This window comes from Vibrio sp. JZG120 (assembly GCF_053890955.1).
In genome coordinates this window covers 166332-181621 of record NZ_JBSRRK010000002.1, presented here as the reverse complement: position 1 = coordinate 181621, position 15290 = coordinate 166332, and the positions used below count along the sequence as shown (strand labels likewise).

The window sequence follows — 15290 nt, the reverse complement described above, 5'->3', positions numbered from 1 at the left end:
TCCTGTGAGCCGTGTGGGATGGTACGACATCAGAAATGTCCGTTACTTTGATCCACTTCCTAATTCTCAAGGGTTGATGGATTTACCATCAACTACGCCCTTTATTTGTGATTCTTGTCACTTAAATATCTTTTGTGTTGAGTGTATTAAGATCTCGTTGCACATCGATTATGAAAAATCTTTCCATGTTAACCAAGTTAATGTGACCAATATTACAATTTTCACATCATCAGATGAGTGGGCTATAAAAAGCGTCATGAACGGGTTTTAACCTTTCTCATATTCCATTGTGATCAAAATCACTAAGAACTGGAGCAAAGCTCACTTTGTTGAGATTTGGATCACTAACCTAGCAATGGTACCCCCTCTACGCCCTCAGCCCTCCTCCTTCAAAGGAGGAGAATTAGGAGGATGTTTATTCACAGAGGTAAATGCACGATGTATGGCAGATGAATTACCAAAAGACGTGAGAATTTCGTAATGAAACCTACTCAACAAAAACAATTTGACAAGAAGTCGTTCCAAGAAAGCGTAAAGAAACACCTATCTGTAACTTACGCTCACACGATTGAAAACGCAGACAGCCGCGCTTGGTACCTAGCAATGGGTCATGCACTGGCTGAGTTCACTACTTTAGATTTGCTTGCTACTGAAGAAGATCCACGCATTAAAAGTGCGAAGAGCGTTAACTACCTTTCGCTAGAGTTCCTTATCGGTCGTTTGACGGGTAACAACCTAATCAGCATGGGTCTGTACGAACAAGTAACAGAAGCAATGGCTGAACTGGGTTACAACCTAACTGACCTGCTAGAAGAAGAACGTGACCCATCATTGGGTAACGGTGGTCTTGGTCGTCTAGCGGCATGTTTCATGGATTCATGTGCGGCACAAGAATTCCCAACCGTCGGTTACGGCTTGCACTACGAATACGGTTTGTTCAAACAGTCTTTCAAAGATGGTCGCCAGCAAGAAGCACCTGACGCATGGCGTGGTGTAGAAGGCTACCCTTGGGAAATTGCTCGTCCAGAACTCGCACAAGAGATCGGTTTCTACGGTCACGTTGAAGTGGTTAACGAGAACGGTAAAGAAGTTCGCAAATGGGTTCCTGGCATGTCTGTAAGAGCAATGCCTTGGGATCTACCAATTGTGGGTTACGAATCAGACACGGTTTACCCGCTACGTCTTTGGGAATGTCAGGCAATTGCACCATTCTCGCTAGCAAGTTTTAACAACGGTGACTACTTCGAAGCGCAGCACGCACTGATCGACGCAGGCAACATCACTAAAGTGCTTTACCCGAATGACAACCACGAGAAAGGTAAAACACTTCGTCTAATGCAACAGTACTTCCACTCAGCTGCGTCTGTACGTGACATCCTACGTCGCCACGAAGCAGCTGGCTACTCGCTAGCGGATCTACCGAAGCAAGAGACTATCCAGCTTAACGATACGCACCCAACGATTGCGATTCCTGAGCTAATGCGCATCCTGATGGACGAAAAAGGTCTAACTTGGGAAGCGGCTTGGGAAATCAGCTCTCAAACCTTCGCGTACACAAACCACACGCTACTTCCAGAAGCACTAGAGACATGGCCGGAGTCGCTAATTCAGCACCTACTACCACGTCACATGGAGATCATTTACGAGATCAACCACCGCTTCCTACAAGACGTACGTGCAATGTGGCCGGGTGATGTCGCGAAACAACAGAAGCTTTCTATCATCGAAGAAGGTTTCCACCGCATGGTTCGCATGGCAAACCTATGTGTAATTGGCTCTTACGCAGTAAACGGTGTAGCGGCACTTCACTCTGAATTGGTTAAGAAAGACCTGTTCCCAGAGTTCCACGAAATGTACCCAACACGTCTACACAACGTAACGAACGGTATTACGCCACGTCGTTGGTTGAAGTTCTGTAACCCAGGTCTTTCTAAGCTAATCACAGAGAAAGTCGGCCCAGAATGGCCAGCGAAGCTAGAGCAACTAGAAGGCATCGCTAAGTACGCCACTGACGAGAAATTCCAGAAAGAATTCATGGCAGTGAAGAAAGAGAACAAAGAACGCCTAGCTAACTGGGTGAAAGAGAACATGGGTATCGAACTCGATACTAATGCGATCTTCGATGTTCAAATCAAGCGTCTGCACGAGTACAAGCGTCAGCACTTAGACCTTCTACACGTACTGTCTCTGTACCATCGCATTATTAACGAACCAGGCTTCGAATGTGTGCCTCGCGTTGTGTTCTTCGCAGCGAAAGCGGCACCGGGTTACCACCTAGCGAAAGAAATCATTTTCGCTATTAACAAGATTGCTGAGAAAGTGAACAACGACCCTCGCATCGGCAACAAGCTGAAAGTGGTCTTCATTCCTGATTACCGCGTGAGCATGGCTGAAATTATTATTCCTGCGGCGGACGTATCACAACAAATTTCACTTGCGGGTAAAGAAGCATCAGGTACTGGTAACATGAAGATGGCGCTTAACGGTGCCCTAACGATCGGTACGATGGATGGTGCTAACGTTGAGATTCGTGAAGAAGTAGGCGATGAGAACATCTACATCTTCGGTCTAGACGTTGAAGGTGTGAAAGCGCTGAAAGCTCAAGGTTACAACCCATTTGATTACTACAATGCGGATCATCTACTCAAAGCGTCTATGGACCTACTACTGGGTGAAGAATTCACTCCAGGTCAACCAGGCTTACTGCGTGCAACGTACGACAGCCTACTAGATGGTGGTGACCCGTACTTATGTCTTGCGGACTTCGCATCTTACGTGAAAGCGCACGAAGACATGAGCGAACAATACAAAGACCAAGCTGGCTGGGCGAAGAAAGCCATTCTTAATACCGCCCTCGTCGGCAAGTTCACCTCAGATCGCTCAATTCGCGACTATGTGAACAACATCTGGAAACTAAAAGCGGTTCACCGTTAATAGAACAGAGTTAAGACCAAGGTAGCCAAGCGCTACCTTTGGTCATTTTCCAAAAGAAGTTATTGATAACAATAAAACCCTACATGGAAGGTGTTGGTATTACCTTCGGAGAAAGCGATGAAAGAACAAACAGCATTAAAGAAAGTCGCGGAAATGGCGAGATTGGCTGATAGCTATGTCAGTGCTTGGGGAGATGAGGCAAAAGTGTCTGAGGAGACGCTACGCCGCTTGCTCGCTTCGCTTGGCTACGATACTAGCAGCGATGAAAAACTATTGGCTTCTGCTGAAAAGAAACATAAAAAAGACGTACTAGCCCCTGTTCTTGTTTTACGCGACGGCGAACCAGTCGAAGTGGAACTAAACCTAGGTACGAGTGCTCGTGAGAGTGAATTCAGCTGGCGTTTAGAAACAGAACAAGGAGAGGTACTTGAAGGCTATCTTCAGTCCCAAATTGTTCGTGATGAGCGTGCTGAGGGTGGCCCTCTAGTGTTTGCATTGCCAAAGAACTTGGCTTGGGGTTATCACAAATTGATTGTCAGCCGTAAGCGTCGTAAAACGCCTTACGAGATGTCATTGATCATCACGCCGAAAGCGTGTTTCAAACAAGACGATCTAAACCAACATAAAAAGCTATGGGGTCCTAGTATCCAGCTTTACACACTGCGTACTCAGCACAACTGGGGTATCGGTGATTTTGGTGACCTAAAACAGTTGGTGAGCGATATCGCTTCTCGTGGCGGTGACTTCATTGGTTTGAACCCAATTCACTCACTGTTCCCAGCGAACCCAGAAGGCGCGAGCCCATACAGCCCGTCTTCTCGTCGTTGGTTGAATATCATGTACATTGACGTAAGTTCTGTACCTGAATTCGCACTGAGTGCTGAAGCTCAGCAACGTGTTGGCAGTGCAGAGTTTCAACAGCGTCTACAAAAAGCACGTGATTCTCATTGGGTGAACTACACAGAAGTTTCGCAACTGAAAATGAGCGTTCTTCCGCTGCTGTTTAGTGAGTTTAAAGCTCGCCATTTAGACAAAAACACCGACCGCGCTCGTGCATTCTTGGATTTTGTAGAAAAAGGCGGCGATAGCTTGTTACACCAAGCTGCATTCGATGCGCTTCATGCGGATTTACACGCAGAAGATTCAAACATGTGGGGTTGGCCTGTATTCCCTGAGAAATACCGCACATTCGACGCAGCCGGCACTCAGAAATACATCAAAGACAATCAAGACCGCGTTCACTTGTACATGTACCTACAGTGGATCGCAGACGATCAAATCAAAGAAGCGCAGTCACTGGCAGAAGAAAAAGGCATGGCTGTGGGCTTGTACCGTGACCTTGCTGTCGGTGTTGCCGGCTCAGGTAGTGAAACTTGGGCCGACGACGGTAACTTAGTGTTAGACGCCAGCATCGGTGCGCCGCCGGATGTACTTGGTCCTCTGGGTCAAAACTGGGGTCTGCCTCCGCTTAACCCTCAAGTTTTAGAAGCGACTGGCTACGACGCGTACATCAAGTTGCTACGTGCCAACATGAAGCATTGTGGTGCATTGCGTATCGACCACGTGCTTGGCCTGCTTCGCCTTTGGTGGATTCCAAAAGGCGAGAAGGCGACAGAAGGCGCGTACTTGTACTACCCAGTGGAAGACATGCTCGCAATCCTAGCGCTTGAGTCGCACCGTCATCAGTGCTCTGTGATTGGTGAAGACTTAGGTACTGTGCCAGATGAAATCGTCGATATCCTACGAGACGCAGGTGTTCACTCATACAAAGTGTTCTTCTTCGAAACATCGAAAGAAGACGGTGGGTTCATTTCTCCGAAGCACTACGCAGAGCAATCTATGGCGGCACTGTGTACGCATGACATGCCAACCCTGCGTGGTTTCTGGCACTGCGATGATTTGAAAATGGGTCGTGAGATTGGCCTGTACCCAGATGAAAAACAGTTGGAAGGCTTATTTGCTGATCGCTTGAAGTGCAAGCAAGGTATCTTAGACAGCGTTCGCTGGCACGGCTATTTGCCAGAAGGCATTGGTCATGATGCTCAGTACGTACCGATGGACTCGTACCTAAGCGAAGCGCTGCAACTGCACGTAGCAGCGGGTGACTCTGCATTGCTTAGCGTTCAGCTTGAAGACTGGCTAGAAATGGATCAACCGGTCAACATTCCTGGCACGGTGGATGAGTATCCAAACTGGCGTCGTAAATTGTCGATGAACCTAGATGAAATCTTCAGCCGTGAAGATGTGAATCGCATTTCCAAACGCCTCACTGAAGTTCGCGCACAGGCGAGCAAATAAGACGCGTAGAGTGACGTAGATGAATGAGCGGATTACCAATTTTGTTAGCTCAGAGGTACGAAAGTTCCGTCTAGGTCACTCATTCCGAAAACACAATCCGTTAGGATGAAGTACCGTTATTATGCCCGCGACAATAGCGGGCATTTTTTGTTTTTGACATTGCTTGATGCATACATGTTTTAAGCGAAGTCTTTTGTGAGTTCACAACGTTGGCTGTGGAGAAACCGATGTTTGATTCAGATTTCTGGTCTTGAAAAGGATATTGGCTCTAGGGAGAAAGATTTGAAAACCACCAAAACCAAGAAAATAAAGAAACAACACGAACGCGCATATGAACTGCTTGCTGAGGCGGCTTACTCAGACCCATTTTCGGCGTTGGGGCCATTCATTGATGATGGTGAAGGATCGCTGCGAGTGTGGATGCCGGGCGCAAACAAGGTTGAACTGCTTGTTAATGGCGAACCTCGTGTGGCGCTTGAGCGTGATGGTGACAGCGGTTTTATCTTAAAAGAACAACGCGATTTACACCTGACCCACTACCGTTTGGCGGTCGATTGGAATGGTGTTGAACAAATTATTGATGACCCGTACCAGTACCACAATATTTACCAAGAGTACGAGCATCTGCATACGCCCAAAGACATGTATCACTATATGGGCGCACACTTTGTCACGCTAGAACGTGGCGGTGAAAACATCTCCGGTGTTCGCTTCCTTGTCTACGCACCGCATGCATCGGCTGTTAGCCTTGTGGGTTGCTTCAACCAATGGGACGGTCGTCGTCACCCAATGCAACGTTTAGATTATGGCATTTGGGGTTTGTTCATTCCTGGCTTAGAAGAAGGCGTTCAGTACAAATTTGAGCTCAAAGGGCCAAATGGGGAAGGGCTGCCACACAAACAAGACCCTTGGGGTTTTTACTCTGAGCAGTACCCATCGTTCGCGTCCATTACTTACGATCACAAGCGTTACCAATGGCAAGATGCGAAATGGCAAAATCGCGCAGTGACACAAAAGCGTGATGAAGCGTTATCATTTTATGAGCTACATGCTGGGTCATGGAAGCGCAACGAGAAAGGCGATTTCCTCAACTACCGCGAACTCGCGGAGCAGTTGGTGCCATACCTTGTGGATATGGGCTACACTCACGTTGAGCTGATGCCTGTGTCTGAGCATCCATTCTACGGTTCATGGGGCTATCAACCCGTTGGCTTGTTTGCGCCAACCAGCCGTTTTGGCTCACCTGATGATTTCAAATTCTTCGTGGATGCGTGTCACCAAGCTGGTATCGGTGTGGTGTTGGATTGGGTTCCTGCGCATTTCCCATCGGATGACCACGGTTTAGCAAACTTTGACGGTACACCGCTGTTCCACGACCCGGACCCACGTCGCGGTTGGCACCAAGATTGGAACTCATACATCTACGATTTAGGCCGTGAACATGTGCGTCGCTTCCTTGTATCGAATGCGCTGTACTGGTTTGAACAATTCCATATTGATGGCATTCGCGTGGACGCAGTCGCGTCGATGCTCTATCTCGATTATTCACGTAGCCACGATCAGTGGGTACCGAACGTCGACGGTGGCAACGAAAACTACGACGCAATCGCAACCTTAAAATGGATGAACGAAGAAGTGTACAAGCACTTCCCGAATGCGATGACGATTGCGGAAGAGTCAACGGCGTTCCCGGGGGTGTCTGCGCCAACCTTTATGGGTGGTTTAGGCTTTGGCTTCAAGTGGAATATGGGGTGGATGCACGACAGTCTTTCATACATCAAAGAAGATCCTGTTCACCGCAAATACCACCACAATACCATCACATTCCCGCTGGTTTATGCACACAGCGAAAACTACGTCTTGTCTCTCTCTCACGATGAAGTGGTGTACGGAAAAGGCTCTATCCATAACAAGATGCCAGGTGATGAATGGCAGCAAACCGCAAACCTACGTGCATACTACGGTTACATGTATGGTCAACCGGGCAAAAAGCTGAACTTCATGGGCGCGGAAATCGGCCAAACGGCGGAGTGGAACCACGATGATCAGTTGCAATGGTTCTTGCTGGAATATGAGCGTCATCAAGGCGTTCAAAAGCTGATGCGAGATTTGAACCACTTGTACCGAAATGAAGCGGCGATGCACGATCAAGATTGTGTTCCTGCTGGTTTTGAGTGGCGTCTACAAGACGAAGCGGATGCGAGTATCCTAGCGCACGAGCGTATCAGTAAAGAGGGTGAGCGTATTCTCATCATCACCAACTTTACGCCCGTACCACACGAGCGTTTCCGTTTAGGTGTTCCAAATGCAGGTCAATACGAACTGCTGCTGAACACGGACGACAGCAAATACGGCGGCAGCGATTTTAAAGTGCAGACCAGTGTGAAAACGGAAAAAGTCGAAAGTGAATCACTGCCTCAATCACTTGAGCTTCGTTTACCACCACTTTCAACCGTGTTCTACAAGCTGAATAAATAATTCAGTCTAATCAAATTCTAAGCCCGTTTTACATTGTAAATCGGGCTTTTTTTGACCTATTTTTTACCTCAAAAACTTGTTGTTCCTGATTGAATCAGGCAAGCTCGCTGGTTTGTTTATCATCAATCGCTAATGCATTGGGGAACCACACATGTTGAAAAGGCTTAAGTCATTTCTATTTAAAATGGTGTTGATCTTGCTGATCGCCCCAGTCGTTTTGGTTGGTGTGGTGAAATATGTCGATCCGCCAATATGGGGATGGAAGTTAAGCCGCATTGTTGTGCCACCAAAGAACTATCCAGACAGCAGCCAACACGAATGGGTACCCTTGTCGCGTATTTCAAAAAATATGCAGTTAGCGGTGATTGCGACCGAAGACCAAAAATTCCCTCATCACTATGGATTGGACTTCGAATCGCTATTCGACGTGATTGCTGAAGCAGGTGACAATGGCCCGTCGAGAGGCGCGAGCACGATTACTCAACAAGCTGCGAAAAATGTGTTTTTGTTTCCTTCTCACTCCTACGCTCGCAAGGCTTACGAGCTTTACTTTGCTTTGCTGATGGAGCTGATGTGGAGTAAAGAGCGCATTCTCGAAGTGTATCTAAATGTGGCTGAATTTGGTCCCGGTATTTACGGTGCTGAAGCGGCGGCGCAGAATTATTTTGGTGTCAGTGCAAAGCAACTCTCGAAGTGGCAAGCAGCGCGTTTAGCCGTGGTGTTGCCAAACCCATATCGAATCAAAGTCTACCCACAAAGTGATTACACTGCTCGCCGCACAAGATGGGCGATGAACCAAATGAGCAATCTTGGCAGCGTGCAACTTTAAGTCCCTCAATCCATTGCGCTTAAATAGAACTACGCCCCTATATCAATAAAATGTGAAGCGTCACAACCTTTGGGGCGTAGGCAGTTAGAATGATGTGTTCAGTTTCTTATCTAGGCACAATTAGTGTGAATAAAACTAATAAATGTGCATGGTTACCATGTGCTGCCAATGGACTGAACGATGAAACTGAACCTGATTACCACTACTTTACTGCTTGCGTCGGCAAGTGCCATCGCCGAGCCTAACATCACCATTTCTACCACGACCAACAGCCGTGACTTCCCGCTAAGTGCAGAACTGCCTTTGGTTGTGCCTCTAACCAAAGACGGATACACGCTTAAAATCACGGGCGTTGAAGGCGACTGCGTTGCACCTGATGGTCAGAAAGTGAAGTTCAACAAACCTCTTGCGCTGAACTGCGGAAAACCAACGGAACTGCCGTTAAAAATCCGCTTTACCGGCGATTACTCTTTTGCTTTTGATGCAGAAGCCAAAACACTGCGTTTTAAGCGTGAACCTAAGAAAGCCGCCAAAACTGAATTCAAACGCCCAATCCCACAAGTGCAATGTGAGGTTTACCAAGGCGGAGAAGTCACCATTGCGTTAGGTGACAGCTTCCCAGATGGTACCAAGTTGCGTGATGCCTATTCTGGTCAAATGGTCGAAGTAAAAGATCAGCAAGTATCGCTGACGCCAAGTAAAGACTCTGGCGGCCTAGTGCTACTAGAGCCTGTACAGAAAACCAAAGAAGCGGTGCCATTTGATTACCGAAACGCGAACATTTACTTCGTGATGGTTGACCGTTTCAACAACGCAGACGCAAATAACGACAACAGTTATGGTCGCAAAAAAGACGGCAAAGAAGAGATCGGTACTTTCCACGGCGGTGACCTTAAAGGCGTGATTGAGAAACTGGATTACATTAAGAGCCTAGGCACAGACGCGATTTGGTTGTCGCCAATCGTGGAGCAAGTGCACGGCTTTGTCGGTGGTGGCGATAGTGGTTCATTTCCGTTTTATGCATACCACGGCTACTGGACGCGCGATTTCACCAAGATTGATGAGAACTTCGGTAACGAAGAAGATTTGAAAACGCTGGTGGAAGAGGCGCACAAACGTGGCCTCAAAGTCTTGATGGATGCGGTTATCAACCATTCTGGTTACTCAACATTGGCGGATCTACAGTTCGATGGTATCGATGTGTTAAAGCCTAATGCCGATCTGCCCAAGAAATGGGGCGACTGGCAACCAAAAGCGGGTGAAAATTGGCATAGCTATCACCAGAATATTGATTATCAGAGTCCGAACTGGGCTAAATGGTGGGGCGGCGATTGGGTAAGAACCGGCTTGCCAGGTTACCCAGCTCCGGGCAGTAGCGACATCACCATGTCATTGGCGGGGCTGCCTGACTTTATCACTGAACAAGGCAAAGCTGTAAAACCAGCTCAGTGGCTATTAGATAACCCTGGCACTCGCGTAGAAGCTCGTGACAACTACACCGTGGCGGATTACTTGATTGAGTGGCAAACCGATTGGGTGAAACGCTTCGGCATTGATGGCTATCGCGTCGATACGGTGAAACACGTCGAAGGTGAAGTTTGGAAGCGTCTAAAAGAAGAAGCATCGAACAGCTTAGAACAGTGGCGTAAAGAAAATGGCAAATCAGGTCAGCCGTTCTGGATGATGGGCGAAGTCTGGGGACACACCGCGTATCGCAGCCCTTATTTCGATGATGGTTTTGACGCGTTGATCAACTTCGATATGCAGAAGAAGCTAGACAAAGGCGCGGCGTGCTTTAGCCAAATGGCAGACACTTACCAAAGCTATGCGGAAACTATCGCGAATGAGAAAGACTTCAACCCAGTGAGCTACATGTCTTCCCACGATACCGAGTTGTTCTTCTCTCGCTTCAAAGACCACGGCATGCAGCGTAACGCCGCGAATGCACTGCTTCTGAGCCCAGGTGCTGTTCAGGTTTACTACGGTGATGAAGTGGGTCGTAACATTGGTCCTTACGCGGATGATTTCCACCAAGGCACACGTTCAGACATGGTTTGGAAACTATCGGATGAGAAGCAAGCGCTGCTCAAACATTGGCAAACCCTTGGTCAGTTCCGTCAAGCACACCCTGCCATTGGCGCAGGTCAGCATCGAGTGATTGAACAGGAAGGCGCGTACGTTTTCTCTCGTTCGCTTGGTAATGACAAAGTCGTCGTGGCGTTTGTAGGACGTGATAAGTAACTAAACGCTCTTTATGTCGATAAATAAAAAGCCCTTCCTTGAGTTATCAAGGAAGGGCTTTGTTGTTTTAGTTCGCCAGTTCTTGGTCGATGACTTTTTCTAGCTCGTCAAACGGCACATAGCCAGGAATGACTTGATCATTAATGATCAACGCAGGCGTGCCGCGTAAACCAAGTTGCGTGAAATACTGATAGTTCTTATCAAGCAGCGCTTTGGTCTCTTTGTCGTCGACAAGCTGCGCTTCTGTCCCCGTTTTCTTCGCGATTTGCTTTAACGAGCGTGCATCATGTGCGCCCGGTTTTTTCACCAATAACTCATGCACTTGTTCGTACTTATCTCGCTGGTTTTGCCAAACATTTAATGCGTAACTTGCCGAGTTGTAGCCGTTTTTCTCGTATTGTTCTTTAAAAGAGACATTGAGGTTAAGCACTTTTATCTGCGGATATTCCTCACCAACTTTGACCAGTTCTCCTTCTAAACGTTTACAAAAAGGGCAACTGTAGTCCGTTACGTTAATAATGGTTAACTCAGGGTTTTCAGCACCAAAAGAGGAATGTTTGCCATCACTTAGATAGTGACGAACCTCCTTCAAGGTGTCGCCAAATGACTGTTGATACGCAATGTACTCTTGAAGGTTTTGGTGCAATGAATCAAGAATTTGAGGATTCTCTTTTAGTATCTGAGTAACTTCCTCCAGCTTTTGTTCTGCGGTCTTTTCTGATGCGAAAGATACGGCAGGTACGATAGCCATCATTAACGTCAAAAGTGTACGAGTGAATGTCATAATATTTCCTAAAACTTTTAGATTTCGTTGTTTGTTATGTGAAGTGAATAAAATACGTACAAAAGTCAGGCGAGAAGGTCTCTCGCCTTGCTAGGTTTATTCTCTAAACACACAAAGTTTTAGGTGAACCCGACACTTTTCCGGTATCGGTTCTGTGTATTCCAGATAATGAATTGCTGTGGATGCCATCGGCAGCGCCACAATCAAAGCAAACAGAAAAAATGGAATAAGAATATGATCCAACTGGTGTTGGTACGCTTGAACTAGCTTCTCTGAAAGGTCGCAAGATGGTGATAAATTCACGCTTTCATCTTGCTGACTCTGTATTTGGTGAGCCTTAGGGCAGCTTTTCGAGAAGCCGGAATTTTGGCTTAAACATACCATCACCACCCAAAACACGAGGGTGAGTGTCCACTTGGCTATTTTAGGTTGTGAGCGTAACAATGGGCTGCCTAGTCCTGTTGATTCTGGTTTATGCCGTTTGCATATGACCGGACAATCCTAACCTAAATTTCATTATGGAATGTTACTTTCGAGTTAATCGATATCGCCTCAATGCCAAAGTATGAAGTACGTCATGAATGTTGTAGAAAGCAATATTCGTTGGAATCATTGGTCGGATTGATGAAGAAGTCCTGAGGTATCGATATAGATTAATATACCTAATTGTTAGTACAAATTTTTATTATCTTTCAAATGTGATTAAAATCATAAAACAAAACTTCATAACTGAGTCACCAGAATGTTCGGCAGGCGGATTGATTTTGATCATCTCTCTAGCACATTATTCGGGTGAACATATGTGTCCTGTCCCACATGTGTAGGTAATGTTATGAAAAATCCTGTTCAAACCGAGCGCAAGGTTACGCTGGGGTGCTACGTTGCACTGGCGTTTGCGGTCGTCTTCTTTTCTGGTCTAATGCAATCGAACGAATGGTATGGCGTATTTGATTTCACCACGTTGAATGGCTCTTTTGGCAAGGTGGCTTATGGTGTCACCGAAACGGCTGACGGTGTGCAAGTTGCAACAACGTCGCTTCGTGGTACTGGTGGTAGCGGTGCACGTGACGGTTTCATTTTTGCACTTACTTTGATTCCTACCGTTATGTTCGCACTGGGTATGATCAATGTACTTGAGCACTATGGCGCACTAGAAGCGGCACGCAAACTGTTAACGCCGCTTCTTCGTCCAATTATGGGTATTCCGGGTAACTCTGGTTTGGCTCTTATCGCTTCGCTGCAAAGTACCGACGCGGGCGCGGCGATGACTCGTCAGCTTAAAGATGAAGGCCATCTTACCAAACGCGAAACCGATGTGTTCACTATGTTCCAGTTCACCGCTGGTGCCACTATTGTTAACTTTTTCTCCTCAGGGGCGGTACTGTTTACGTTGACGATGGCGGATGGCTCGCTTGCCGTAACGTCTTCTATTGGTTTGGCGGTTGTGGTGATGTTCTTGTTTAAAATTGTGGGCGCGAACTTATTCCGTATCTACCTAAACATCACAGAAGGTAAAGAAGACAAGCAAGATCAAAACAAATCTGAGAACTTAAAAGAGGAGGCGGCGTAATGAGTGACGTAAAAGTAAGTAAGCCGATGGTGACAGATATTTTCGTTGAAGGCGCTAAAAAAGGCTGGGTTATTGCGACAACATCAACCGTGCCTAACGTTCTTATGGCGTTTGTCATCATTAAAGCGTTGCAGATTACTGGCGCGTTGGATTTGATGGGCTCGGTATTTTCTCCAGTAATGGCGGTTTTTGGTTTGCCAGGTGAAGCGGCTGCGGTGCTGATTGGTGCTTGGATGTCGATGGGCGGCGCAGTTGGCGTGGTTATCACATTGTTTGATCAAGGCATCTTGAACGGTACGCACATCGCGATTCTTGCACCTGCAATTTACTTAATGGGCTCACAGGTTCAGTACATGGGGCGAATTATGGGACCTATCGGTACTGAAGGTCGTTATATCCCAATCATGATTGCGATTTCCGTATTGAACGCATTTGGCGCAATGCTAGTCATGAACTTGTTTGTTTAGGGGGCAATCATGCAGTTTTCTCTCAATGAATATCTCGAAGAACTTCGTCCTCTCATCAATGTCGATTGTGGCACGTACACCACTGATGGCATTGAGTTCATCGCTTCTCAATTTGAAGGGAAGTACCAAGCGATGTCAGGTTGGAGCGTAAAACGCATCGACTGTGGCAGAGCGGGTATCGGTCTTGAAGTTCGAAACAAGCCTGAAGCAGAGCAAGTTGACGTGATGCTGATTGGTCACATGGATACAGTGTTCCCTGTCGGTACCGCTGGATTACGCCCTATGTCTCAAGACCCTGAAAAAGCGTACGGTCCGGGTGTCTCGGACATGAAATCTGGCTTGCTGAATATTGTGTACGCGATGCGTAACCTCGACCAAGCGGTGTTGGATAAACTGTCGATTTGTATCTGCATGAACCCAGACGAAGAAACCGGATCGTTATATTCGGTCGACTGGATTCAATCTGTTGCAAAAAACGCGAAGAACGTATTGGTGGCAGAAGCAGCACGTGCAGACGGCGGTTTAGTCAAAGCGCGCAAAGGCATGGCGCGTTACAAAATCACGTTTAATGGCATTGCAGCCCACGCTGGCAACGAGCCAGAAAATGGCCGCAGTGCAATTACCGAGATGGCGAACTGGATTCTCGCAATCAATGCCATGACGAACTTCGAATCTGGCACCACATTAAACGTGGGTATTGTGTCTGGCGGTAACGGCGCAAACATCGTCCCTGAGCACGCTGAAGCGATCGTGGATGTGCGTTTCTGGAGTAATGAAGAATACGATGATGTCGATAGCAAGCTAAACGGCATGCTGGAAACACCATTCGTTGATGGCGTTAGCATCGAGTTGGTTCGTGAAGCTTACAAACCTTCTATGGTGCCAAGCGCGCAAACCGAAAGCCTGATGGCATTAGTTGAAGACGCAGCAAGTGAACTGGCTATCGACATCAACTGGAAAGAAGTGGGTGGCGGCTCTGATGCAAACAATACGGCAATTCTTGGCGTTCCAACTTTGGATGGTCTAGGACCTATCGGTGCAGGTTTCCACAGTGACCAAGAGTACTTGTTGCTTGAGTCTATCGAACCACGTATCAAAATGCTGATGCGTGTACTGGAGAAGATTGCTCAATAAGGCATTCTCCTTCTAAAGCTTGGTTCCCAACATCACGATCCCCAGACTTTGGTTTGGGGATTTTTCTATCTGTGTTTTTGTTTCACTTTACTATCATTTCTTGTTATTAATCTTGCGTTCAGGTTCGATTTATTAATATGTTGGCCACAGTCATAAATTTCGGAGGCAACGATGAGCACAACAATGTCTGTAAAATCGGCGCCGAAAGACGCCAAAGATCAAACGATGCAAGCGCCAGATGAGAAAACATTCTGGCGCAAAATGAAAGGGTCGGTTAAGAAAGCGGGTGAAGAAATTGCCGTTATGGGTATCAAATCATGGCTCGCGATGACAGATTCCAACACCGCCGTTCGCCATAAGGCGATTTTAGGTGGCGCGTTGGCTTACTTTGTATTGCCCACCGATATGGTGCCAGATGTGTTAGCAGGCGTCGGCTTTACCGATGACATGGCAGCGCTTACCTTAGCCGCTAACTCAGTCGGCAATGCCATTACTGAAGAACACGAAGAACGAGCCAGAGAAAAATTGAATTCGATGGCGGATTAAGTTGAAAAT

11 protein-coding genes are annotated in these 15290 nt (G+C 47.0%); 9 read left to right on the top strand and 2 right to left on the bottom strand.

The genetic code is table 11. The features are described from left to right. The first annotated feature begins 480 nt into the window (after positions 1-480). The 5 genes from ACWPOD_RS06690 (at position 481) to ACWPOD_RS06670 (ending at position 10780) form a co-directional block, all read left to right on the top strand. Positions 481-2934, top strand: a complete 2454-nt coding sequence (locus ACWPOD_RS06690; RefSeq protein ID WP_005396762.1) for a glycogen/starch/alpha-glucan phosphorylase — start codon at positions 481-483, stop codon at positions 2932-2934. A 117-nt stretch (positions 2935-3051) separates the two neighbouring features. Beyond that, positions 3052-5232 carry a 4-alpha-glucanotransferase gene (gene malQ / locus ACWPOD_RS06685; protein ID WP_456231700.1) on the top strand — a complete coding sequence of 727 codons (2181 nt, stop codon included), beginning with the start codon at positions 3052-3054 and terminating at the stop codon, positions 5230-5232. A 282-nt stretch (positions 5233-5514) separates the two neighbouring features. Further along, positions 5515-7710, top strand: coding sequence for a 1,4-alpha-glucan branching protein GlgB (glgB, locus tag ACWPOD_RS06680; protein WP_233059817.1), 2196 nt, complete (start codon positions 5515-5517; stop codon positions 7708-7710). 151 nt (positions 7711-7861) lie between these two features. Beyond that, complete coding sequence (mtgA, locus tag ACWPOD_RS06675; RefSeq protein ID WP_167427799.1) at positions 7862-8539, top strand: monofunctional biosynthetic peptidoglycan transglycosylase; 678 nt, start codon at positions 7862-7864, stop codon at positions 8537-8539. A 180-nt stretch (positions 8540-8719) separates the two neighbouring features. Continuing rightward, entirely contained in the window at positions 8720-10780 is a 2061-nt protein-coding gene (locus ACWPOD_RS06670; protein ID WP_456231699.1) for an alpha-amylase, read from the top strand. 67 nt (positions 10781-10847) lie between these two features. On the opposite strand, the gene ACWPOD_RS06665 is transcribed toward ACWPOD_RS06670, so the two are convergent. Together ACWPOD_RS06665 and ACWPOD_RS06660 are read right to left on the bottom strand one after the other, a co-directional pair. After that, entirely contained in the window at positions 10848-11564 is a 717-nt protein-coding gene (locus ACWPOD_RS06665; protein WP_145533895.1) for a DsbA family protein, read from the bottom strand. Positions 11565-11660: 96 nt separating this feature from the next. After that, entirely contained in the window at positions 11661-11948 is a 288-nt protein-coding gene (locus ACWPOD_RS06660; RefSeq protein WP_054866868.1) for a hypothetical protein, read from the bottom strand. Between the two features lie 448 nt (positions 11949-12396). Here ACWPOD_RS06660 and ACWPOD_RS06655 point away from each other — a divergent pair, with 448 nt between their 5' ends. From ACWPOD_RS06655 to ACWPOD_RS06640, 4 genes are all read left to right on the top strand, one after another. After that, positions 12397-13134 (top strand): nucleoside recognition domain-containing protein, encoded by a 738-nt coding sequence (locus ACWPOD_RS06655; RefSeq protein WP_395195247.1) that lies wholly within the window; start codon positions 12397-12399, stop codon positions 13132-13134. Beyond that, positions 13134-13601: a YjiG family protein gene (locus ACWPOD_RS06650; protein ID WP_005458317.1), complete on the top strand. Its 468-nt coding sequence runs from the start codon at positions 13134-13136 to the stop codon at positions 13599-13601. Before ACWPOD_RS06655 ends, ACWPOD_RS06650 begins: the two co-directional genes overlap by 1 nt. A gap of 9 nt (positions 13602-13610) precedes the next feature. Continuing rightward, on the top strand, positions 13611-14735 hold the full coding sequence (locus ACWPOD_RS06645; RefSeq protein ID WP_456231698.1) for a M20 family metallopeptidase: 1125 nt from the start codon (positions 13611-13613) through the stop codon (positions 14733-14735). Between the two features lie 171 nt (positions 14736-14906). Next, the gene (locus ACWPOD_RS06640) at positions 14907-15281 is read left to right on the top strand and encodes a YkvA family protein (RefSeq protein WP_074190348.1); all 375 of its coding nucleotides are present in this window, start codon (positions 14907-14909) and stop codon (positions 15279-15281) included. Positions 15282-15290: the final 9 nt, after the last annotated feature.

What these genes read in the sequence shown, in the direction of transcription:
- ACWPOD_RS06690 (WP_005396762.1), top strand. Translation starts at nt 481, where the DNA reads ATGAAACCTACTCAACAAAAACAATTTGACAAGAAGTCGTTCCAAGAA.
- malQ (WP_456231700.1), top strand. Translation starts at nt 3,052, where the DNA reads ATGAAAGAACAAACAGCATTAAAGAAAGTCGCGGAAATGGCGAGATTG.
- mtgA (WP_167427799.1), top strand. Translation starts at nt 7,862, where the DNA reads ATGTTGAAAAGGCTTAAGTCATTTCTATTTAAAATGGTGTTGATCTTG.
- ACWPOD_RS06670 (WP_456231699.1), top strand. Translation starts at nt 8,720, where the DNA reads ATGAAACTGAACCTGATTACCACTACTTTACTGCTTGCGTCGGCAAGT.
- ACWPOD_RS06665 (WP_145533895.1), bottom strand. Translation starts at nt 11,564, where the DNA reads ATGACATTCACTCGTACACTTTTGACGTTAATGATGGCTATCGTACCT.
- ACWPOD_RS06660 (WP_054866868.1), bottom strand. Translation starts at nt 11,948, where the DNA reads ATGGTATGTTTAAGCCAAAATTCCGGCTTCTCGAAAAGCTGCCCTAAG.
- ACWPOD_RS06655 (WP_395195247.1), top strand. Translation starts at nt 12,397, where the DNA reads ATGAAAAATCCTGTTCAAACCGAGCGCAAGGTTACGCTGGGGTGCTAC.
- ACWPOD_RS06650 (WP_005458317.1), top strand. Translation starts at nt 13,134, where the DNA reads ATGAGTGACGTAAAAGTAAGTAAGCCGATGGTGACAGATATTTTCGTT.
- ACWPOD_RS06645 (WP_456231698.1), top strand. Translation starts at nt 13,611, where the DNA reads ATGCAGTTTTCTCTCAATGAATATCTCGAAGAACTTCGTCCTCTCATC.
- ACWPOD_RS06640 (WP_074190348.1), top strand. Translation starts at nt 14,907, where the DNA reads ATGAGCACAACAATGTCTGTAAAATCGGCGCCGAAAGACGCCAAAGAT.